The sequence below is a fragment of the Burkholderia stabilis genome, assembly GCF_001742165.1.
Classification (GTDB): Bacteria; Pseudomonadota; Gammaproteobacteria; order Burkholderiales; family Burkholderiaceae; genus Burkholderia; species Burkholderia stabilis.
This window is the reverse complement of sequence record NZ_CP016444.1, coordinates 970,670-992,997: the sequence shown is the minus strand read 5'-3', so window position 1 is coordinate 992,997 and position 22,328 is coordinate 970,670. Positions and strand designations below refer to the sequence as shown.

20 protein-coding genes and 1 pseudogene are annotated in these 22,328 nt (G+C 59.2%); 11 read left to right on the top strand and 10 right to left on the bottom strand.

Translation table 11 applies throughout. The annotated features are described in order from the left end of the window. Nucleotides 1-55 precede the first annotated feature (55 nt). Nucleotides 56-332, bottom strand: a pseudogene (locus BBJ41_RS40080) (transposase); the annotation flags it as partial. An 85-nt stretch (nt 333-417) separates the two neighbouring features. After that, a complete protein-coding gene (locus BBJ41_RS36885) occupies nt 418-1,554 on the bottom strand; it encodes an alkene reductase (RefSeq protein WP_069751203.1) in 1,137 nt (378 codons plus the stop codon). Between the two features lie 207 nt (nt 1,555-1,761). On the opposite strand from BBJ41_RS36885, the gene BBJ41_RS40075 reads away from it, so the two are divergent. Then, a complete protein-coding gene (locus tag BBJ41_RS40075) occupies nt 1,762-2,688 on the top strand; it encodes a LysR family transcriptional regulator (protein ID WP_083282150.1) in 927 nt (308 codons plus the stop codon). A gap of 415 nt (nt 2,689-3,103) precedes the next feature. On the opposite strand, the gene mcrC is transcribed toward BBJ41_RS40075, so the two are convergent. Together mcrC and BBJ41_RS36875 are read right to left on the bottom strand one after the other, a co-directional pair. Beyond that, complete coding sequence (mcrC, locus tag BBJ41_RS36880; protein ID WP_069751202.1) at nt 3,104-4,237, bottom strand: 5-methylcytosine-specific restriction endonuclease system specificity protein McrC; 1,134 nt, start codon at nt 4,235-4,237, stop codon at nt 3,104-3,106. Next, nucleotides 4,237-6,492 carry an AAA family ATPase gene (locus BBJ41_RS36875; protein WP_236872173.1) on the bottom strand — a complete coding sequence of 752 codons (2,256 nt, stop codon included), beginning with the start codon at nt 6,490-6,492 and terminating at the stop codon, nt 4,237-4,239. Before BBJ41_RS36875 ends, mcrC begins: the two co-directional genes overlap by 1 nt. A gap of 47 nt (nt 6,493-6,539) precedes the next feature. Between BBJ41_RS36875 and BBJ41_RS40970 the strand changes: the two genes are divergently transcribed. Continuing rightward, nucleotides 6,540-6,863 carry a hypothetical protein gene (locus BBJ41_RS40970; protein WP_156814997.1) on the top strand — a complete coding sequence of 108 codons (324 nt, stop codon included), beginning with the start codon at nt 6,540-6,542 and terminating at the stop codon, nt 6,861-6,863. A 35-nt stretch (nt 6,864-6,898) separates the two neighbouring features. Here BBJ41_RS40970 and BBJ41_RS41480 read toward each other — a convergent pair whose 3' ends face one another. From BBJ41_RS41480 to BBJ41_RS40065, 3 genes are all read right to left on the bottom strand, one after another. Next, nucleotides 6,899-7,216, bottom strand: a complete 318-nt coding sequence (locus tag BBJ41_RS41480; RefSeq protein WP_418222341.1) for a tyrosine-type recombinase/integrase — start codon at nt 7,214-7,216, stop codon at nt 6,899-6,901. Then, entirely contained in the window at nt 7,213-7,275 is a 63-nt protein-coding gene (locus BBJ41_RS41475; RefSeq protein ID WP_418222340.1) for a hypothetical protein, read from the bottom strand. The genes BBJ41_RS41480 and BBJ41_RS41475 overlap by 4 nt, the downstream gene beginning before the upstream one ends. A gap of 75 nt (nt 7,276-7,350) precedes the next feature. Next, nucleotides 7,351-7,614, bottom strand: coding sequence for a hypothetical protein (locus tag BBJ41_RS40065; RefSeq protein WP_156814995.1), 264 nt, complete (start codon nt 7,612-7,614; stop codon nt 7,351-7,353). Nucleotides 7,615-8,029: 415 nt separating this feature from the next. Between BBJ41_RS40065 and istA the strand changes: the two genes are divergently transcribed. Both istA and istB read left to right on the top strand, forming a co-directional pair. Next, a complete protein-coding gene (gene istA, locus BBJ41_RS36865) occupies nt 8,030-9,541 on the top strand; it encodes an IS21 family transposase (RefSeq protein WP_027809980.1) in 1,512 nt (503 codons plus the stop codon). Nucleotides 9,542-9,545: 4 nt separating this feature from the next. Next, a complete protein-coding gene (gene istB, locus BBJ41_RS36860; protein ID WP_012213993.1) occupies nt 9,546-10,334 on the top strand; it encodes an IS21-like element ISBmu1 family helper ATPase IstB in 789 nt (262 codons plus the stop codon). Nucleotides 10,335-10,550: 216 nt separating this feature from the next. Here istB and BBJ41_RS36855 read toward each other — a convergent pair whose 3' ends face one another. Further along, on the bottom strand, nt 10,551-11,177 hold the full coding sequence (locus BBJ41_RS36855) for a flavin reductase family protein (RefSeq protein ID WP_069751199.1): 627 nt from the start codon (nt 11,175-11,177) through the stop codon (nt 10,551-10,553). 365 nt (nt 11,178-11,542) lie between these two features. On the opposite strand from BBJ41_RS36855, the gene BBJ41_RS36850 reads away from it, so the two are divergent. The 3 genes from BBJ41_RS36850 to BBJ41_RS36840 all read left to right on the top strand — a co-directional run bounded on the left by BBJ41_RS36850 (nt 11,543) and on the right by BBJ41_RS36840 (nt 14,379). Beyond that, entirely contained in the window at nt 11,543-12,238 is a 696-nt protein-coding gene (locus BBJ41_RS36850; protein ID WP_083282176.1) for an IS3 family transposase, read from the top strand. A gap of 32 nt (nt 12,239-12,270) precedes the next feature. Next, nucleotides 12,271-13,029: a TolC family protein gene (locus BBJ41_RS36845; RefSeq protein ID WP_236872172.1), complete on the top strand. Its 759-nt coding sequence runs from the start codon at nt 12,271-12,273 to the stop codon at nt 13,027-13,029. Between the two features lie 297 nt (nt 13,030-13,326). Further along, entirely contained in the window at nt 13,327-14,379 is a 1,053-nt protein-coding gene (locus tag BBJ41_RS36840; protein WP_197680909.1) for a threonine aldolase family protein, read from the top strand. A 24-nt stretch (nt 14,380-14,403) separates the two neighbouring features. Here BBJ41_RS36840 and BBJ41_RS36835 read toward each other — a convergent pair whose 3' ends face one another. Beyond that, complete coding sequence (locus BBJ41_RS36835; RefSeq protein WP_083282148.1) at nt 14,404-15,846, bottom strand: aminotransferase-like domain-containing protein; 1,443 nt, start codon at nt 15,844-15,846, stop codon at nt 14,404-14,406. Between the two features lie 146 nt (nt 15,847-15,992). On the opposite strand from BBJ41_RS36835, the gene BBJ41_RS40060 reads away from it, so the two are divergent. The 4 genes from BBJ41_RS40060 to BBJ41_RS36820 all read left to right on the top strand — a co-directional run bounded on the left by BBJ41_RS40060 (nt 15,993) and on the right by BBJ41_RS36820 (nt 19,285). Then, nucleotides 15,993-16,193, top strand: coding sequence for a DUF3563 family protein (locus BBJ41_RS40060; protein WP_083282147.1), 201 nt, complete (start codon nt 15,993-15,995; stop codon nt 16,191-16,193). Nucleotides 16,194-16,511: 318 nt separating this feature from the next. Further along, nucleotides 16,512-17,240: a LuxR C-terminal-related transcriptional regulator gene (locus tag BBJ41_RS40055; protein ID WP_083282146.1), complete on the top strand. Its 729-nt coding sequence runs from the start codon at nt 16,512-16,514 to the stop codon at nt 17,238-17,240. 96 nt (nt 17,241-17,336) lie between these two features. Then, nucleotides 17,337-18,836 carry an amidase gene (locus BBJ41_RS36825; protein ID WP_069751196.1) on the top strand — a complete coding sequence of 500 codons (1,500 nt, stop codon included), beginning with the start codon at nt 17,337-17,339 and terminating at the stop codon, nt 18,834-18,836. Nucleotides 18,837-18,976: 140 nt separating this feature from the next. After that, a complete protein-coding gene (locus BBJ41_RS36820; RefSeq protein WP_069751195.1) occupies nt 18,977-19,285 on the top strand; it encodes a putative quinol monooxygenase in 309 nt (102 codons plus the stop codon). Nucleotides 19,286-19,366: 81 nt separating this feature from the next. On the opposite strand, the gene BBJ41_RS36815 is transcribed toward BBJ41_RS36820, so the two are convergent. Beyond that, complete coding sequence (locus tag BBJ41_RS36815) at nt 19,367-22,225, bottom strand: 2-oxoglutarate dehydrogenase E1 component (RefSeq protein ID WP_069751194.1); 2,859 nt, start codon at nt 22,223-22,225, stop codon at nt 19,367-19,369. Nucleotides 22,226-22,328 lie beyond the last annotated feature (103 nt).

Sequence of the window (22,328 nt, the reverse complement as noted above, 5' to 3'; positions counted from 1 at the left end):
GATAGGGATAGCTACTCTTTGACTACACAGATCGCCTCCGGGCGCCAACTTGACAAAGCCGGTTGTGTTGCACCTGCTCCATCAGTTGGCGCATCCGAACGGATGCTATAGAGCACCTGGATCAGCATGGCTCGCAGCAACTTCTCCGGCGGGATGCTCGGTCGCCCACTCTTGATATTGGCATCGCACATCCCGGCAAAAAACCGATCCATCTTCGCCAGTGCTTCGTTGGCCATGACACGGATCGAACGCAACGGATGCGACTTCGGAACGAAGTCTTCCGGCTTGCGCATGGAAAACAAACTTTCCGTGAATGCGTCGGCGCCGCGCACGATCTCTTGAGGGGCAAGTGGGGGCTTCCCTCAACGTTTCAGGGTCATTCCGCGATGACGTTACTACCGATACTTCAACAGCCTGCTAGGCCTCCACGAACGGAGAGTAATCAATCAGACCTCGTGAATCGCCGCCATAGTACGTGGAACGATCAGGATCGGTTAGTGCCCACCCATTTTTCAATCGCGCTACGAGATCGGGGTTCGAGATAAACGGCTGACCGAATCCTGCGAGATCGACCGTTCCATCCGCGATAAGGGCTTCTGCGCGCTCTTTGGTCATTCCGCCAGCGAGGATAAGTGCAGTCTCCGGCAGAGTCTTGCGGAAAGCCTTGAGCAGTTGTTGAATACGATCAGAGACGGACTCCCCGGCCATTTTAATCGTTTCCGCCGCTGCGAAACCGGACTGATCCATAATGTGAACGTACGCAATGCCGCGCTCGCCCAGCGCTGCAACCAGCGCAGTGTACGTTTCATCAATTTCGTCGTAGTGCCGCATATCGAAGAGCCGCCCATAGGGTGAAAGACGGATACCGACACGCTCGCGTCCGATCCTAGCGACGACAGCATCTAGCACGTCAAGAGTGAATCTTAGGCGATTCTCCATTGTATCGGCGGAATAGCGATCTCTGCGATCATTGACTTTCGGGTTCAGGAATTGCTCAAAGAGATAACCATTAGCACCGTGAATCTCTACCCCGTCGAACCCAGCTTCGACCGCATTAGCCGCGGCATTCGCAAAATCCTCTACAACGCGCGGCACTTCTTCCGTTGAGAGCTGGTGTGGCACGGTGGTCGGAACAAATGCCGGCTGGCCGTCCTGATCGTAACCAAACGCAGTTGCGCCTTCGGCAATTTTTGAGCTCGCGCTGACAGGCGGTTGATCATTCGTTTGAATCGAAGGGTGGGACACGCGCCCCACATGCCAGATCTGCGCGAAGATGCGACCGCCCACGGCATGGACCGACTGGGTCGTCAGTCGCCAGCCGTCGATTTGCTCGCGGGTAAAGATCCCAGGAATGAAAAGATATCCTTGGCCTTCTCTTGAAATGGGCGTGCCTTCGCTCACGATGAGTCCTGCGGTGGCTCGTTGCGTGTAGTAAAGGGCAATCGATTCGGTCGCGATATCGCTCGAAGCGCGCGAGCGCGTCATGGGCGCCATGACGACGCGATTTTGCAGAGTGATGCCGGACAGGTTGAATGTTTCGAACAGCTTAGCCATGAATTCTCCAAGATGAATGCAGTCGCGGATCGCGGGGTGCAAAGTCGTAGGTGCGATGAAGGTGCACCGATCTCCAACCAGCAGATCGTCAAACCCGATTTACCCTACTGAACAAGGGCGTCGACAACTGGCCATCATCGTAGGCGGCGATGCTTTATTCAACAATATGGCACAATAGGATTTCAATAATGCAATTTATGCAACTCAATGAAAATCAATACGTTACGATGCTTCATTCATGTTGCGACGAGCGGCAGCTTCATCATGACGGCGCGACGGTTCGGCATTCCCCAGTCGACGGTGACGCGACAGATTGCAGCGCTTGAAGCAGAGCTTGGTCACCAACTTCTTTTGCGCCACACAAGGGCGGTTGCACTGACAGAAGCGGGCGCGCGATACCTTGCGGAAATTCAGCCGGCAGTGGAGATGATTGATGCCGCGGCCGATGGCTTGATGAGCGCGGATGCCCCGCTCAGTGGAATAATCCGGCTGAACGCACCTGTAAGTCTTGGAACGATGTATGTCGCTCCCTTGCTGGAAATGTTCCAGGAGAAGCATCCGTCGATTTCCGTGGAACTGATCCTGACAGACAGGTTCGTCGATCCAGTACAAGAGCGCGCTGACATCACATTCCGCATTGGGAAGCTATCTGACTCCGGAATGATTGCACGGACATTGGGAGCACAGGAGTACCTCCTCTGTGCCAGCCCAGCATATCTCACCAAAATGGGCCATCCAAATTCTCCGAACGATCTTCAAGCGCACAATTGCCTGCTCTACAAAGGGCAGTTTGCGGACCAGCGATGGTACTTCCGCAGCGCCGGCTCACAACAACGAGTCGCACACGATGTAACGGGAAACTTCAAAAGCAATAACGCCGAAGCACTTTTGAACGGAGCGCTCAACGGGCGAGGAATCGTTCTTTTTCCGTCTTGGATCTATGGCACACAAACTCTCTCGGAGCAGCTTCTCATACCACTGCTCAGAGAGTGGGATCCGGCTGACGAATCAGAGCCACACGAAATTCACCTTCTGTATCCTCAAGGTCGTCTACGGTCGAGAAAGGTGAAAGCACTTTCAGAATTCCTTTGCGAGCAAATCGGTTCGCCGCCCGCATGGAACGTTCAAGTGTGAATGAGCACGTTCGCCGGGCGGGCTACAGATGTGACACGCCAGACATTTCGGTGGTCGCTGCTCTGCTGTCGCTGTAGACATGTATAAGGCTGGACTAGACCACACAGACAGCGTCAGATCGCCTGACTCAGCTCGGCCAGAAGGTGCCGTTGGCTCATGGGCTCATGTCGTCGCCCGGACGTTCAGACGTCCGTCCCTATCGGCAAGCTGCCATTCGCCATGCGAACGAAGGTGGCGTCATCCCCTTTCGGGGCATATGGGTCAGGGCTGGACCAGCGGCGGTGAATAGACGCTGTTGGAGCTCGAACCCAGACTGTGTGCAACGAGCGTAGGGACAAGGGAATTCCGAACACTGCGCTCGGCGCGTACGTACTGAGGCAGCCGCCGGTGCGGCTTAAGCGCGGGCACGTTGCGACTAGGCAATGACATATCCATCAGGGTCGGCGAAGCGCAACAGTTGCGCCTTGATCGCTCTGGGATGCGCGGCCAGATCGACGGTGCCGAAGCGAACGGCATGATCCTGGATGATGGCGAGCTCGTCGACATGGGCATGGACCGATGGATGCAACAGCAAACCGGCCGCACTGTCGGCATGGGGATCTCCTCGCCCCTTTTGCGAGAAGATATAGGCGTACATCTGGTAGACGTAACCACTCTTGAGCACCTCCTCGCGAAACCGGCTCTTTGTGACAATCGATGTGAATTTGGTGTCGATAATGATGCGGCGCCGGGTGGGGACATGATCGAGCATGATATCGGTCTCCATCTTCGGAAGGATATTGTGGATACCTTCGGTCTTGCCCGTCAGTCGCCATTGATGGACAGTGCCGGCTCTCACGCGCCAGCTGTCTTCCGCAAGATTGATCCGATAGAAGCCGCCGACGGCTTTCTCGAAAAGCTTACGTACCCATGTCGCCTCGCGATCAGGAATCGGCATCGCGCGTGATCCGGCGGCTTCCGTCGGCAGCGCGAGGTCGAAGGCCAGCTTCGCGGTGTCCACCATCAGGCGGTCGTCCTGATCGTTTCGGCAGAAATGCTCGGTACTCATTTGTGCGCGCGTAGGAACCGCACCTGACACGCCAGCCATCTTCAGATGGTTCGCCAGCGCAATACACCTGCGGGCGCGACTGGGGCTGACGTTGCGTGCGATATGCTCCAGCGCACCGCGGACGTAACGGTTGCGTGGGGTGTCGATCGTCAGCACCTCGAAGCGGCACGCTACGCTGCCGCGCGCAAGCAGTTGTTGTCTCTCGGTCGTCAGCACGTCGATGCGGCCGCGCACGCGGTTCAGTATCGCCTCGTAGGCTCGATAACCTGTATTGAGTTGGCGGCGTTGTCGTTGTTCCACCGTGTGGATTAGCAATTCGGCGACGAGGTCCGCTAGGTCATCGGGATTGTCTTCAATATCGACAAACCTTGTCCCATGCGCGCGATACAAATCGGACGCGTATAGCATCAACAACCACAGGTTGCGTACGGGAATGCGCCCTATCATCCCGCTGCTGGCTACATCTGGGGCGCCGTCAGCCCTTTCCGGCGCGGTTGCCATCACCAGTCGTGTAACAGTTGCTCAACCGCCTTGCGCGCTTCGTCCGGTGTGTCGAACCAATATTCGTCCAGCAACGGACGAATCTCAGTGTCGACCACGTCAATGAACCATTGGCGTGTGGAACCGGCTTCGAGCACTTCCGTTGGCGTCACATAGCTATGTCCCAGGCGAAAATGCTCGCCGAGCCTCGGGTCATTTGCAATGGTGCGATTGAGCGCTTCGAAGCGCAACTCGATGGCGCCAGCAAGCGATACATCCATCTTCACTTGCCTGGTGACCCATTGCCGCCATACCGGGCCAAGCTGGGGTTCAAGTTCGGCGAACGCGAAGCGGCGGCGCAGCGCCATGTCGACCAGTGCGAGCGAGCGGTCGGCCAAATTCATCGTGCCGATGACGTAGAGGTTGTCAGGAATATGCACTGGGCGGCGCTTGCCATCCGCGTCTGGATAGCAGAGTTCGATGGCTTCATTTGGCGTCCGCTTGCCGGCTTCGAGCAGGGTCAACAATTCGCCGAAGATCTGTGCCGGATTGCCGCGATTGATTTCCTCGATGACGACGACGAATTTTTGATCCGGCGCGCGCAGAGCGGCATGGGCCGCTTCCATGAATACACCTTCCACCAGCGCAAGTTTGCCGTCGCCGGTGGGTCGCCAGCCCCGCACGAAATCTTCATAGGAGAGATTGGGGTGGAACTGCACGCGTCGAACTCTGCTGTCGTTCTTCTCGCCAATCAGCGCAAACGCGAGACGCCTGGCGAGCCAAGTCTTGCCGGTACCAGGCGGCCCCTGCAAGACGAGGTTCTTTTTCTGCTCGAGCCTCTGGAGCAGGCGCTCTACCGTCGCCCGTTCGACGAAGCAGCCTTCCCTGAAAATGTCGTCGACGGCATACGGCACAATCGGCCGGTCCGGAACGAGGGATTCTGAGATCACGTCGGCTCCTTCGTTACCCTCGCCATCAGCGTCCTCTCTGATGCCTCGCGGCCCTCCACCGGCCGGTTGATAGACCCAAGCCTGTTGAGATAGATCGGGGAACGAATGTACGGCGTAGTCCGGTTCCTGGAAGCGCCGTTCCAGAGTATCGATCAGCGCGAGATAGTCGGTGGCGCTGCAGCGGTGATTTGGCCCACTGGTGCTGATCTCGGCGAGCAGCTTTTCCCGGATCAGGCGACGCGAATTGCCGTCCAGTGTAGGAAACGACCATGGACGAATCCAGAAAAGGCCCATCGTGAGGTTCCAGCCAACGCCTGGTTTGCCGTTGACTTGGTCGAACGCTTTGGCGAAACGCTCGCGCCCAGTGTCGTCGTCAGACTCCGCATAGTCGATGGCCGCAGCGAACACGTCCCAAAGCTGATCGATCTGCTCGACTGGGCGCTCGTCTTCGAAAGGAAAATACCAGGACTTGAGGTTGTTCAGTAGCGGTACCCCTTCGAACGACGCAGGCACCGGCTCGGATACGCCAAGGAACCGGGCCAGCTCGTCGGCCAGTTGCTTGCGGTTGATGTCCGTGATGCCCCGGTTGAAGCTGCCCATTACTGTGAACGGACAGATATCGCGCACGAAACCTCTCTGGCTGTCCGGGAGCCGATCCTTGTTCAAATAGTCCAACACATCAACGCGGCTCGCGATGTCTTGCAGGCCGGCTACCAGCACGCTGCGATTCGACCGATAGGCGCGCAGAGCGTCGGCGATGGCTTGGAAGAAGCCTGTCCAGCGGAAGGGTTGATGCGCCTCGTCACCAACACCATAGCGGTCGCGCCAGTATGGCGACTGCAAGAAGCGCTCAAAGTCCTGCGGTTCGTTGTCGAAGGTGAAGCGGATCAGCGCTTCAGCTTTCCAAGTGTCAGGGAGCACGCGCCAAATCGTCGGGCGGTAAGTGTAGAAGAACCACTCTCGCACCGGCTCAACGGCGGTCCATTGCACACCGACCTGATAGCCGTTTCCTTCATTGCTGATCACGGTCCCGATGGCCTTGATGCCCATGACAGAAACAGACTGGTCGCGGATGTCGAACGGCAGGTTGCGCTTGCGGACATAGGCTGCCTTGATGGCGATGCGGTCCCCGACACGCATGGCGTTGACATCGGCAGATTCCCGGCTAGTTGGCGTATGGACTTCCCATATGCCCTCTTCGAGGAAGCGAGCCGTCTGATCCTTTGACGCGCCGAAACTCGCGCCGACGAACCAGAACGCCGACGCTGCCCCTGTCTTACCACCAAGCATATGCCCTTGTTCCTGTTCGTTTGAAGCTTCTGACACGGCCTCGTGGCGGGACTCGAAATGATGGCAAATTATCGGACACTGCGTTGCAGACTGCAATCGCGACTCGATACGCGGAGTGGCAGTCGGTATCCGATGCAACCTGTCAGCCGCCGCAACCCGATTTCAGATCTAGCGATGAAACTTTGGTGGAGTATCTTCGACGTCGTTTGAACATCTGCTTTCAGGCGGCAGCAATGCCCGAGTCGGTCAGCGCGCCCGGACGGGGCGGTGAGCGGCTGACCGATGCCCTCCGCGACGTGCCGCGCGAATGGCCGTCCAATCCCGCAACCGGTCATAATGCGAAGCTTCGCATATTCACGATTATTCTCAGCGTCGGATTATGCGCGGCGGCGACCAGAACGCATTAAGTGACGGACATCTTGGGCCGCTGCGGTGAACATAATTACAGGCTCTCGAGGAACGCCATCACCTTGTCGGTCGCTCGAAACCGCAGAGCGGTTTGCCCCGCCGACTGAAGCCAATTCAGCACCATCTCCTTCAGGGCGAGATCGGCTGCCATGTAGATGTTCCTCGTGTCGAGATGCTCATGTCCGAGCCAAAGCGCGATCACGCTCATGTCGACACCCAACTGCACTAGATTCATGGCCGTCGTGTGCCGGGCGACATGGGGCGAGACGTGTTTCTCACTCAAGGCAGGACAAGTGCCGGACGCGCGCGATACGGTTTTTTGCAGGATTGAGTCTACGCTGTTGCGCGTCAGGGGTCTCGCTCCAGCACGGTCTGGACTTTCGCGGCCAAGCTGTTGAAGCCGGAATGCATGTCGGTCATGCCGGTGGCCAACCAGATCTTCGTGGGTTCTACGCCGGAACCCCTTCGTGCGACTGGGCAGTCCGATCATGCTGTCGGTCCCGATGGGCCGAGCAACATGCGGTGCCCCAACAACAGCGCGGCTTCATGGGACGAGCCTTCGATGCGCACACGGGGTTGCCTACGAAGATCTCGATGGCAACTTGCCGAAGCGGCACTGGCTACCGGCTCTGGGAGCAGCTGCTCGATCTCTCGCGCCGGTGCTTCCATGGTCACCGGTACCAACTCCACCAGGTCGTATTCGCCGGCATGCAGCGCTCGAGGCCATTTGAATACCAGGTTCGAATTCACCCCATCCTCCATAACCAAGCGCGCCACCGGTACGTCCGGCTCGCAGGCCAGATGCCGTCGAAATTCGATCGGGTGATTCGGGATGCCTTTGCGTGTTGTTCACTTCGGTGCGACTGTTGTCACTTTGATCCCCACTACTTTGGCAACTTCCTTTCACACCGTCGAGACGGCGCAGGAGCCTCACTTACTGAACATCTGTCACGGGGCGGCGCTATGGAGCCAATGCGGGGTCGGCATAAGGGCGCCACTTGAGGGGCGGCACATAGGCGCCAGTCCAAGGGCGGCGTAATGGCGCCACGTTAGGGGCGGCGCATAGGCGCCAGCAGCATCAGGGCGAGAACGCGGTTCGAACTTTCCGAGTCGGTACGCTCCGTTCTTTTTGAACGGAGCGTCCATGGCCAACAGGAGGTTCGAATTGTTTGAATACCGCCAAGTCCTTGTCCGCATGCGGCAAGGCGATTCTGACCGCGACATCGCGCGCGGCGGTTTGATGGGGCGCAAGAAGCTGACGACCGTGCGCCGCGAGGCTGAAGCGCGTAGTTGGCTGGATCCGGTGCAGCCGCTGCCGGACGACGCTACGATCGCGGGTGTCTTCGGGCGCACGCCGCACCTGCCGCACACCTGTGTGTCGACGGTTGAGCCATATCGCGAACAGGTCCGCGAATGGCTTGCCGCCGGCGTTCAGGGCACCACGATCCATGCCGCCCTTCAACGCAATCATGGCTACGCCGGCAGCTATTGTGCCGTGAAGCGCATGCTGCGCCATCTGGCTGCCGAGCGCAGCGTGGCCACCACAACGATCCTCGACTTCGCACCGGCCGACGCCGCGCAGGTCGACTTCGGCGCGGGACCCGTGCTGACGGTCGAGGGCATTGCGGTCCGGACGTGGATCTTCGTGATGACGTTGTGCTGGTCGCGCCACCAGTATGCCGAGATCGTGCTGGACCAGACCGTCGAGACGTGGCTCGCCAGCCACCGGCGCGCCTTCGAATGGTTCGGCGGCTGTCCCGACCGGGTCATCATCGATAACGCGAAGTGCGCGATCATCCGGGCGTGTCGATACGAGCCGGCGGTGCAACGCTCGTACGCCGCGCTTGCCGAGGGATATGGATTCCGGATCGACGCCTGTCCGCCGCACGATCCCCAGAAGAAGGGCGTCGTCGAATCGGGCGTCAAATACGTCAAGAAGTCCTTCGTGCCGCTGCGCGAGTTCCGGGATCTGGCCGACGCCAACCGGCAACTGCGCGAATGGGTGATGCAGCAGGCCGGCACTCGTATCCACGGCACCGTCCACGAACGGCCGCTGACGCGCTTCGGCGTCGAGCGCCCGTTGCTCGCTGCATTGCCGGACGTGCCGCCGGTACTGTCGGTCTGGAAGGAGGTGGCGGTCCATCGCGACGGCCACGTCGTCTACAAGCACGCGCTGTACTCTGCACCGTTCACGCTCGTCGGCAAGTCGCTCTGGCTGAAGGCGACCGATACGGTCATCCAGCTGTTCCATCGGCATGAACTCGTCGCAACCCATCCGCGGCAGCGGGCCGGCGGTCGCCACACGGTGCGAGATCACCAGCCGCCCGAAGCGCAGGCCTGGCTCGAGCACGATCCGCAGTGGTGTCTGGCGCGCGCGAAGGAGATCGGGCCGTCGTGCCACGGCGTGATCCTCGCGCTGTTCAACGACAAGGTGCTCGTCAACCTGCGCGGCGCGCAGGGGATCATCCGGCTGCGACAGAAAGTCGGCGATCAGAGGCTGGAAGCAGCCTGCGAGCGTGCGCTCGCGTTCAGCAGCGCGAAGTACAGCACCATCAAGGGCATCCTCGACAAAGGCCTGGACAGCGAACCGGTGCCGCGTCCCGCGTCGGCCCCGACTGGCGCTTACCAGAACGGCGGCCGCTTCGGCCGTGATCTCCAATCCCTGCTGATCCACTGACACCATGAACCCGAGTCCCGAATTGAATTCCATCCTCAAACAGCTGCGCCTGTCCGGCATCCTCGACTCGCTTGAGCAGCGCAACCGTCAGGCGATCGACGGGCAGCTCGCCTATACCGAGTTCCTTGCCATGCTGCTGCACGACGAGGTTGCCCGTCGCGAACACAAGAAGCTCGGCACCCGTCTGCTGCGCGCCGGCTTCGCGATGGGCAAGACGCTCGAGACGTTCGACTTCGACCGGCTGCCTACGTTGAACCGCTCACACGTTCATGATCTCGCGACAGGCCGGTATCTCGACGAGAAGGTCGCGATCCTGATCGCCGGTCCAACCGGCACCGGCAAAAGCCACTTGGCCCAGGCGCTGGGCCACTGCGCCGCCCGCCAAGGCCGCGATGTGCTGTTCATCTCGCAGACCGAGCTGCTCAAGCGATTGAACGCCGCGCGCGCCACCGGCGCCTATGACCGCAAGTTCCAGCAGTACGCCCGGGTGCCGCTGCTGATCGTCGATGACTTCGCGCTCAAACCGCTACGTACCCCGCAGGACGAGGACTTCCACGATCTCGTCGCGGCCCGCTACGAGCACGCGGCGACCATCCTGACGTCGAATCTCGACTTCGGTGAATGGGGCGCCGCGTTCCCCGACAACCGCATCCTCGGCACCGCCACACTCGACCGACTACGCCACGGCGCCTACCGGCTCGTCCTCGAGGGCGACAGTTACCGCACCCCGAAACCGATGCCAGATCCCCCTCAAAATGCAGTTGCCAAAAACGGCAAAAAACCGCAACCTTGAAACCGTTCGAATCCGCGTTTTACCCCCGGTTCTGCTGGCGCCATTACGCCGCCCATCCCCGGCTCCTTTACGCCGCCCCGCGACAACATCAATCAGGGTAGCCAGTTCACGGCGGGCGCGTTCACCGAGGCGGTGCTGAGCCGGGGCGTGCGGATGTCGATGGACGGCAAGGGAAGCTGGTGCGACAACGTGTTTGTCGAGCAAGTGTTCAACGGATCATGCGTCAGGGCGCAAGAGGTCGAACCTGCTGTCGGGCTTCACGTGCACGTAGGCGGACGGGCCGCCCGCGCGCAGAATGATGCCGGCGCCGAACGTGTCGAAGATGCCGTCCTTCAGCAGATCCTGCCGGATATGAACGGCGACGACTTCGCCGAGCACCAGCGACGCCGGCGTTTCCACGCCCTGGTGATCGCGCAGGCGAATCACGTCGGTCACCTTACATTCGAAGTTGACGCCGCTTTCCGCGACGCGCGGTACGTCGACCAGCCGCGACGGCACGGCGGTCAGGCCGCCGAGCTCAAACTCGTCGACGTCGTACGGCACCGCGGCACACGTCTGGTTCATCCGCTCGGCGAGCTCGCGCGTCGCGAGATTCCACACGAACTCGCCGGTCTCCTGCACGTTGCGCAGGCTGTCCTTGGCGGCAACGCTCGAAAAACCGATGATCGGCGGACGGTAGTTGAATGCGTTGAAGAAGCTGTATGGCGCGAGGTTGACCGTACCGTCGTTGCCGCGCGATGAAATCCAGCCGATCGGGCGCGGGCCCACGATCGCGTTCAAGGGATCATGCGCAAGGCCGTGGCCTTGCGACGGTTCGTAATAATGGTGGGTCGAGTCGGTCATGGAGGGACGTCTTTCTATATGCAAACTGCGTTGGATTCCATCGACAGGTTACAGGTGCCGATGACGGGAACAGCGGTCAGTACGACGTGCGTGCCCAGTATCACATGGTGTCGCGTTCGACGTCGTGACGGGCAAGTGAACACCGATCCACCGCCGTGATGAACTTCGTTTTGATACCAAAAGCAAGCCACGCTTCGGGGCAGCCGAGCCCATAGCCGAGGAGGTATCCGGAATTCCGTGTGAGAGGCGGGTTAGGATTCAGATTCCGATGTTGAATCGCTCCGGGTAACGCAGCGCAAACTGTAGTGGTCTAATCCCCCCGGACACTCATTTAGGCGAGAATGCTCGCCATAAAGAGGTGTCTGATGACCAAACAACGTCGATCGTTTTCCCCTGAGTTCAAACGCAACGCTGCGGCACTGGTTCTTGATCAGAACTACAGCCACGTGGATGCATGCCGGTCTGTCGGCGCTGTCGAGTCCGTTTTGCGCCGATGGGTTGATCAGCTCCAGCTTGAGCGCCGGGGTGTTACCCCTCAGAGCAAGGCCCTCACGCCAGAGCAGCAGCGTATCCAGGAGCTTGAGATCACGTACGTTTGGGCGCAAGGCCGTTGGCATTACTTGGCCGCAGTCCTGGACCTGTTCACGCGCCGTGTCGTCGGTTGGGCGTTCTCGACGCGTCCTGACGCCGACCTGGTGGTGCAGGCACTCGATATGGCCTATGAGCAGCGCGGTCGTCCACAAGGGCTGCAATTTCACTCGGATCAGGGTGGTCAGTACGGTAGTCGCAAGTTCCGCCAGCGACTATGGCGGTACCGGATCGAGCAGAGCATGAGTCGGCGCGGCAATTGCTGGGACAACTCGCCAATGGAACGCTTGTTCCGGAGCTTGAAAACGGAATGGGTACCGAACACGGGATATATGACTGCACCGCAAGCTCACCGGGACATCAGTCATTACCTGATGCAGCGGTACAACTGGATACGTCCGCATCAGTTCAATGACGGGCTAGCTCCTGCTGTAGCAGAAGAAAAACTCAACGCAGTGTCCGGGATGGGTTGACCACTACACAAACGGCGTATGCGGAGGCCATCGTGAGCCGCACGAAGGCCGAGAGCGAATGGGCAAGCGCCGTGGGCACGCTGGCGTCCGACATGAATCTCGCCCCGGGTACGCCGATCGTGTTGCCGGATGTGGGTGACGGCGTGAAACCCGACCACGAGTTCGGCGATTCGGTCGCGGCGCTGATAGAGGATGCCCAGCAACACTATCCGGGCGTTGCGGCGGCCGTCGCGCAAGTGGAAGCCGCGCGGGCCAAGGCCGCGCAGACGCGTGCCGAAGGGCTGCCGCGCCTGAATCTGGTGGCACAGTACAACTTCAACAACCAGCCGACGAGTTTGCAGCTCGGCTTCCCGGTATTTCCGGCGACGCACCGGGAGTGGTATCTCGGATTTCAGGTGACGATTCCGATCTTCGAAGGCTTCGCACGGACGTATCAGGTGCGGCAGGCCGATGCGCAGACCGAACTGCAAATCGACTTGCTGGCCGAAGCACGGCAACAGGTCGGGCTCGATGTGTGGAACGCATACCAGTTGCTTCAGGGCACCACGAAGAATCTTGATAACAGCGCGAACCTGCTGACGCTGGCGCAGCAGGCTTACATCGCGGCGCAACGTCGCTATCAGATCGGCGTGGGCAGCATCCTCGAACTGCTCAACGCGCAATCAGCGCTCGCCAACGCAAAGAAGCAGCGTATTCAAGCGCTGACCGACTGGCGCTCGGCGCGGTTGCAGCTCGCATCGAAACTGGGAAAGCCAGGGATGTGGAATCCAGAGCGGATTGGGATGCAATGATATTCTGAATTCTTTCGTAAAATCAATATGTTACCCTGAGATGTGGCGGATTTTTCACGAATCCCGGCCAACCCTCTTGTGTTCTCACCCCGGCGTGGGGATACGGCGACAAGTGACACCTTGACGATCAGTCATCTGTTCTATTGCTTTCCCTGAGTACTGTATATCGACGGTGCCCAGACCTTCCCACATGATGTGCCCGTCGTCCCATTGACATTAGTCACGTGACTGTTTCCCGCTTTCGGCGGGTGATGACCACGCTTCGTCAGGCGGTTTCAATTCCTTTCCGCACAAAACATGAAATTGATTGACCTTTTCAGCGACACGAAGAGCGAGCCCACCGAAGCTATGCGAGCGGCGATGGCCACAGCAAAGGTGGGAGACGAGCAAATGGACGAGGATCCGACCACGCGCGAGCTATGTGCTCGCGTTGCGGAGGAACTGGGTTTCGAGGCAGCGATTTTCATGCCTTCTGGAACCATGTGTAACCTGGTCGCGACACTCGTTCATACACGCCCGGGCGACGAGCTGATTGCCGATGCCCAGTCACATATCTTTGCCACGGAAAGCGCTGGCGTCGCCGTGATAGCCGGGGTATCGGTCAATCCCATTCAGACCCGTACCGGGATCTTCACGGCGGAACAATGCCGGAATGCAATCCGGACTCCCGCCCGCTCGGCGCCTCGCTCGGCAATGGTGAGCATCGAGCAGACCACCAACATCAGCGGTGGTGCAGTATGGCCCGTCGAAGCGCTCCATGCCGTTCGCGATGCGGCCCATGATGCCGGCTTGCGCACGCATATCGATGGCGCCCGGATCTTCAACGCCAGCGTGGCCGCTGGGGTACCGGCCAAGGTCTTTACCAGCGGCTGGGACAGTGCATGGATCGACTTCAGCAAAGGGCTCGGATGCCCCTTCGGTTCGGCACTCAGTGGAAACAGGGAGTTCGTGCGCGATGCATGGACATGGAAATACCGGCTAGGGGGCGCGATGCGACAGTCCGGCATCATGGCCGCGGCGGCCCTGTATGCGCTTGATCATCACGTTACACGCCTTGCGGACGATCACGACAACGCAACGCTCCTCATCCGCCTGCTCACGAGCGAACCCTACTTCACATTCACGCCCCCCGATCTCATCACCAATATTCTCCTGTTCAACCTGCAGGGCTTGCGCGTGAATACCGCAACCTTTGTCGGAGAGGCCTTGAAGCGCGGGGTGCGAGTGCGCGCACTGCCCGACGGACGCGTACGTGCCACGACCCACCTCGGCGTGACACACAACGACGTGATTGCCGCGGCAGACGTGTTGATCGAAATCGCACGTGAATTTGCCGCGGACGCCCGATAACGAGCAAGCCCGGGCTCCCGCCAACTACCGCCCCTCGCGCTCGGCCAGTGACATGTGGGCCAGCTCACCGAGACGCTTGAGCGCCGACTCTATCTTCGGCGTCCAGCGGTAGCCCGCGTTCAAGCGCAGGCAGTCGTCATACACGTCCCCTCGGCCGAACAGATGACCGGGCGTGAACCCGATGCCTTCACTGCGCGCATGCTCAAACATCGCACGCGTACTGGCGGAAACACCGTCGGATGAAGGCAGCTTCACCCAGAGTACAAATCCTCCTGCCGGGTCGCTGAGTTCAGTTCCTTCCGGAAAGTAACGCAGTACGGCGTCACGCAGCAAAAGCTGTTGCCCCTGAACCTCCTTTCTCAAGCGTCTCAAGTGCAACGCATGGCCGCCACTGGATAGCATCTCCGCAACCGCGACCTGCTGCAGCTCAGCCGTTCCCATGCTGGTCGTGTACTTCAATGCCTTGACGCGCTCCGTGAAGCGCCCTGCCGCGATCCAGCCAAGACGCAGGCCAGGACACAGACTTTTTGAAAACGCACTGCACAAAAGCACATTTCCGTTGGTATCGAATGCTCGCACCGGACGGGGCCGTACGTCGGCAAAACAGACATCCCCATAGATGTCATCCTCGATCAGCGGAATGTCCCGCTCCCGCAGAAGCGCCACGAGTTCGGCTTTAGACGCGTCCGATGCCACGCTGCCCATGGGATTGTTGCCGTTGGCGATCGTGACGACACACTTGATCGGCGTCCGCTCCAGCATGCTCTTCAAGACGGACAGATCCATGCCGGCGTCCGGCAGGCATGGAATGGGCAACGGCGTCAGCTCGAGGGTGCGCAACATTCGCATCAACGCGAAGTACGTCGGAGACTCGACGGCGATCACGTCGCCGGGTCGAGTCACGGCCCTGAGAGCAAGATTCAGCGCCTCACAGCAGCCGTTCGTCACAACCACTTCTTCGGGATCCAGCTCGCATGCGTATTGCATCGCCTGCCGCACGATCTCCCGCCGCAAATCCTCATGGCCCGTGCCGCGAACGTGGGTTCCAATCAGGTTCGGGTGCCGGTAGGCAAGACGGCGAAACACCGCGCTGAATCGATCGATCGGATATAGAGCCGGCTCGCCGGCCGCGAGATCAAGACGCACCTCACAGGGGTCGCCCACGATAGCCAGGTGAGCACGCGCCTGAGGATCAAGCTCCGGCAGCGGGTCGAGCCAACGGCCGGCATCCAGTGTGCTGCCCCGTTCCGATGGCTTGGCCACGAAGTATCCGGAGCGCGGGCGTGCACGAATGCTGCCCTGCGTCTCCAACCAACGAAGCGCCTGCATGGCTGTCGTCATGCTGACACCGTGCTGTGCTGCGAGTGTTCGGATAGATGGCAAACGAGTTCCGTCGGCCAGCCTGGCCTGCTGAATGCCTTCCAGCAATCGACCCGCCAGCCGCTGATAAAGGGGAGACATGTCCATGCGCTTACTCCTGGGGAGCTCATCTGCTATGTGAAAGATTCACCCCTGCTGTGTATGGATCGCGGAAGAGCGAGATGCCAGCATAGACACTCAATCGGCAGGTGTGCTCGGGACATCGAAATCGCACTCCGCTACTTCGAAGGGATATGTCGGCTCGGAAGGAATTTCAGCCGGGCCATCCCTGCAACTACGGGGGAAAAGTCATGCTTCGATATCTCATCAGGAAGATCGCGCACCTACTGGAAGCTGCCGCGCATGCCCGCCGTGACGCTTATCTCGCCGCATCGGTCGATCATGCAGATCTGGAAAGGCGAATACGGTGCGTAGACCTCGATGGCGAAACCTGACTCGCGCATCAACATCGGCCTGCGCAGTCGTCGGTGCCATCAACGCATTTTAGAGCAGTTGAATCGGTCAAGCCATCAGATGAGTCACGCCGAGCCAGACCGCACAATTCAAATACCCCATGCCGTTACGCGCCATCGCAATTTCGCATCACGAAAATCGACCCGATACCGCTTCCACGCATGTCATCCATGTGACGGAATCTATAAAACAGCCCCATAACCGACAATGAGCGCGGCAGCCCGGAAAAATCATTCACGTCCCTTCCCGATCGAATTACATCAAAATTCGCATGTCACAGAAAAGTCACCGAGATTAAAATGATACTCGACCTAATGTCGTGGTGGTATGATCTTTCGCGGGACCTCGCTCATATTACAGATGAAAATTCACTTCTATCCCAGATCTCGAGATTCGGCATGAAACTGGGATTTAGCCATACGTCGTTTTGCGCGAATCGGGCCAGGGATTTTTCTCAAGACGACATGGCGGATATTCTTTTTGATGATCCCAAGGCGTCTCTTGAACGATATATGGCAGCTCGGTATTTATCGATCGACTCGAAGACGCGAGCGAGCGCCCGAGCATGCCGCGCACTCGTATGGGGAGATTCGCTCACCCCGGAGGCGCAAAGCCTCTGCCCCGGCATGACGGATTTCGGTTTGCAAACGGGGATTGCTCAATCCGGCTGGTCCAGAGGTGGGCTGGCAACGCTGCTTTCATTGGCCCGAAGCACACCGCCGATTTCACAACACGAAGCGGATCTGCTTCAGCCCTATTTAACGATTCTTTCTCAATTCGCAACTTCCAGACTACAGGATCTGATCGACAAACGACAGACAAGAAATGATCTCAAACATCTTTCCCCTCGTGAAATCGAGGTTTTGAAATTGAGCGCGGCAGGAAAGACCGCCTCCGATCTTTCGCTCCACCTCGGCATCACGTATGCAACAGTTCAATTCCATTTGCAGAATGCAAAAAAGAAACTGGGAGTAGCAACTAAAATCCAGGCCATTGTTTGCGCGAGGCAACTCGGCGTAGTAGATTGAATGCCTTCCATTTGACGTCATTGCAACATTTTATCCATCATCGCGGACGAAATCACCGGCCATGATTCGCGATAAGTGCCGAGGAGCAAGGCGGTTATGAACTTACACTCACTGAACAGTCTTTCAGCCGTGGACGCACGTCGCCTGATTGCTGGTCGTCAAATATCTCCCGTCGAATTACTTGATGCATGCATCGCGCAAATGGAACGCGTCAATCCACATGTCAACGCGCTCGCTGCAACGCGTTTCGATCTGGCGCGAAGTGAAGCGCGGGCGGCGGAGCAGGCTGTCATGCGCGGAGAGACATTGGGTTTGCTGCACGGACTGCCACTCGGAGTAAAGGACCTCGAAGAAACGGCTGGCATGTTGACCACCTACGGCTCACCGCATTTCCGTAACAACGTGCCCTCGCATGACAATGCGCTGGTTGCGCGCCTCCGGGCGGCCGGTGCCATTCTGACTGCGAAAACCAATACGCCGGAAATGGGCGCCGGTGCCAATACGCGCAACGCAGTGTGGGGGGCCACCGGAAATCCTTTTGCCGCCGAATTGAACGCTGGCGGTTCGTCGGGTGGGTCCGCGGTCGCTCTGGCAACGGATATGCTCCCCGTGTGCACCGGGTCCGATACGGGGGGATCCCTGCGCATTCCCGCTGCGCTTTGCGGTGTGGTGGGATTTCGCCCTTCCCCAGGCCTTGTACCCAGCGATACCCGCTTACTCGGCTGGTCACCGTTGACCGTTGCAGGACCGATGGGACGCACCGTGGCTGATACCCGTCTGCAACTGGCCGCAATGGTTGGGCTGCATCGCGGCGAACCACTCGGCATCGAGTGCGACTCCCGATCCATACTCGATGCGCAAGGCATTGACCCGAGCACGTTACGTGTCGGCTATACGGAAGACTTCGGCGCGTGTGACGTGTCGAACGACACCCGGCAAACCTTTCGCGCCAAAATAGCGGCGCTGTCGCATCATGTCGGCGTCTGCGAGCCGGTCAATTTCGAACTGGGTGAAGTCGATCGCTGTTTTGACGTGATCCGCGCCCAGAACTTCATTGCAGGCCTCAAAGACATCTACGAGCGCGATCCCGATCTGTTGGGACAGAATACGCGCGCCAACTACGAGATGGGCCTGGCAATGTCGATCAGCGATGTCGTATGGGCCCACGCTGAGCAGACGCGGATATTCCGACGCTTCCAGCCGATCTTCGATGACTATGACGTCATCGTCTCACCGACCTGCTCGGTTTCGCCGTTCCCCTGGCAACAAGCCTCTCTCACTGAAATAGATGGGCGCCCGCTCGAGAATTACTATCGATGGCTCGGCGTGACCTACGTAGTCAGTCTGGTGACGAATCCTTCGCTGTCGCTACCGGCTGGCACCGATCACGCCGATATGCCGTTCGGGCTGCAGTTCATTGGACCGCAACGCTCGGACCGCCGCGTGCTGGATATCGCTCAAGCCCTTGAAGAGGTGTTCGCCCGTGACGAATCGTTGAAGCGCCCCGCCCCGGATATCGCCAGGCTGATGGCAAGCCACGCTGCATTGAAATCAATCGTGACGGATCCACCCGATGATTCAGTCGCATACCGCTAACAGGCGTGTTTTGCAGGAACCGGGATGAACGTCCCACATGCCAAACCCGCCATCCCGCAATCATGGCTCGGATCATCTTCGTGCGACAGGTTTCAGCGGATCCGCGCGCTTGATACAACGAAATCCAACTGGAGAAACTCATGACTCAAGAGGTAAAAATCCTGATTCTCGTCAAGACCCAGCCTGGCCGGGCATCGGACCAGATTTCCGCGTTCGAGGAACTGGCTCCGCTCGTGCGCGCGGAAGAGGGCTGCATCGAATACGATCTTCATCCAGTCGACGGAGACGAAGACCGGTTTGTCTTCATTGAACGGTGGGCCTCGAAAGAAGCGTTTGCCGCCCACAACAAAACCCCTCACATCCTTGCCGCGATCGCAAACAGCCCGGCATTCAGGGCGGAGCGGGCAACGGTGCTGTCTCTCGGACCCGGTATTGGCGTGCAAGGGTAATACTGAGCGATAAGCCGACGTGCCAAACAAGATCGGGGGTGCCAAGCACACTCGGCACCCCCGATCAAACATCGATGCGGCCTACTTGGTCAGGACGAGGCCCTTGAGCTTGCCGAACGCGTGGTCGATCAACGTCCTTTGCTGCTCTTGATGCAAACGGATATAACCGACCGCCGGCGAAGCCGAGGCCGGGCGTCCCGCATAACCGAGACGCTGTCCTTCGCTCATGTTCTCGTACAGGTAACGTTGCATGAACAACCATCCCCCTTGATTCTGCGGCTCATCCTGACACCACACCACTTCAGCGAGATTGGGATACTTCCTGACCTCTGCCGCGAATGCCTTGTGGGGAAATGGATAGAGCTGCTCAACACGCACAATCGCGACATCGTCACTCTTTCTTTCGGCACGTGCCTTCGACAAATCGTAAAACACCTTGCCGGAGCAAACGATGACGCGTTTGATCTTCTCGACACGTCCATCGGCGGACTGCTCCCCGATCACGGTTTTGAATTCCCCGTCGGTAAATTCGGCAAGCGGCGAACTGGCGTCCTTTGCGCGCAGCAGCGACTTGGGGGTCATGATGATCAAGGGTTTGCGGAACATGCGCACCATCTGACGCCGCAGCACATGGAAAATCTGGCTGGCCGAGCTGGGCTGCACGACCTGAATGTTATTGTCCGCGGCCAGTTGCATGAACCGCTCGATGCGGGCTGACGAGTGCTCCGGCCCCTGCCCTTCATAGCCATGCGGCAACATCAGCGTCAAGCCATTCGCACGACCCCACTTGACCTCGCCCGATGCGATGAACTGATCGATCACGACTTGCGCACCGTTGGCGAAATCGCCGAATTGAGATTCCCACACCACCAGCGTGTTCGGTTCGGCACTGGCGTAACCATATTCGAAGCCGAGCACCGCTTCTTCCGAAAGGATCGAATCAATCGCCACGAATGACGCCTGGCCTTTGGCCACGTGCCCAAGCGGCGTGTACGTGCCGGCATCCCACTTCTCGCGGTTCTGGTCATGCAGTACGGCATGACGGTGTGAGAACGTGCCACGGCCGCAATCCTCACCGGACAGACGCACCGCGAACCCGCTGGCGACGAGCGACGCGAATGCCAGATGCTCGCCCATTCCCCAGTCAACAGGAATCTCGCCGCGCCCCATCGCCGCGCGATCCGCAATGACTTTCCTGACCAGCGCATGCGGTTGAAAATCAACGGGCAGCGTTGTAATACGCTCGGCCAAACGCTTTATCTCCGCCAGCGGCAGCGCCGTGTCCGCGGCATCGGTCCATTTCTTTTGCAGGAATGGCGCCCAGTTGACTGCGAACTGGCGCTTGTAATCCGTCAGGACCGGGTCGGAAGTATTGCTTCCCGAATCCAGCGCAGCGCGTGTCAGTCGCACCAGCTCATCGGGGGCGCCTGCTTCCAGGAGGTGCTGCGCAATCAGCTTTTCACCGTAAAGCTTCCGCGTGCCGGGATGCGTCGCAACCTTGCGGTACATCAGCGGCTGGGTCAGCTCCGGCGTATCTTGTTCATTGTGCCCGCGCATGCGGTAGCACACGATGTCCACCACCACATCCTTGTTGAAGGCCTGCCGATAGTCGAGTGCCAACTGCGTGCACAGGACTACCGCCTCTGGATCATCGCCATTCACGTGCAGCACCGGCGCCTCTATCATTTTGGCCACGTCGGTGCAATACAGCGTCGAGCGGGAATCACGCGGGTCGCTGGTGGTGAAACCGATCTGGTTATTGATGACCACGTGAACCGTGCCGCCGGTGTAGTAGCCGCGTGTCTGCGCCAGCGCCATCGTCTCCATCACGACCCCCTGCCCGGCAAAGGCTGCATCGCCATGAACGAGCACCGGCAGGACCGACCGTCCTTCCTTGTCGCCCCTCCGGTCCAGGCGAGCCTTCGCGCTGCCCTCGGCGACCGGGCCAACGATCTCGAGATGCGAAGGATTAAATGCAAGACTGAGGTGAACAGGGCCGCCCGCTGTCGAGATGTCGGACGAAAAACCCATGTGATACTTCACATCACCCGACGGCAAATCCTCAGGTGCCGTGTGATCGAACTCGGCGAACAGGTCCTTGGTTGCCTTGCCGAGTATGTTCACCAGCACGTTCAGGCGCCCGCGGTGAGCCATCGCGATCACGATTTCCCGGACACCCGTCACACCCGCGCGTTGCACCAGCTCGTCCATCGCAACGACAAAGCTCTCACTGCCTTCCAGCGAGTAGCGCTTCTGACCGACGTACTTGACGTGAAGGTAGCGTTCCAGGCCTTCGGCCGCCGTCAGCCGCTCGAGAATCCGCTTCTTCCCGTCCGCATCAACCTCGGGTGTTGAACGGATTCCTTCAAGCTGGTTTTTCCACCAGCGTTTTTCGACGGGTTCGCTAATATGCATGTACTCCGCGCCGATCGAACCACAGTAGGTTTGCCGCAACGCCTGTACGATTTCCCGCAAGGTCATGTGATCAGCCTCGGAGAAAAAAGTGTCCTCGGCGCTGAACACTGTATCCATATCGGCTTCGCTCAGATCGTAAAACATCGGATCCAGCTCGGGTATATGCGGACGGCCCTGGCGCTTGAGCGGATCGAGATTCGCCCACCGGGCGCCGAGAGTGCGATATGCACTGATCAGTGACTGAACATGCACCTGCTTGCGCGCGGTGATAAGCGCGGTGTCCGATGCCTTGGTGGAAAAACTGCCATGCCTGGCACGCCGCGCGAACGATTCGATGACAGGCGCATGCGCGACGTCCTGGGCACTTGAGCCATCGATCGCCGGCAAGTGCTGAAGCGCATCGAAGTAGTCGCGCCAGTGTTCCGACACGGAACCTGGATCGTCCAGATAAGCTTCGTACATTTCCTCGACGTAAGGTGCATTCCCCGAGAATAAATAGGAATTCGAATAAAGTTCGCGCATCATTTTTGCTCACCTTTCTCGCCGGCTTCCGGCATTGAGTGTGGTTTTAAAAACCTTCCACGATGCGGCTTCACCGCGTGTGGAATAGCGAATACGCCGATCAGCT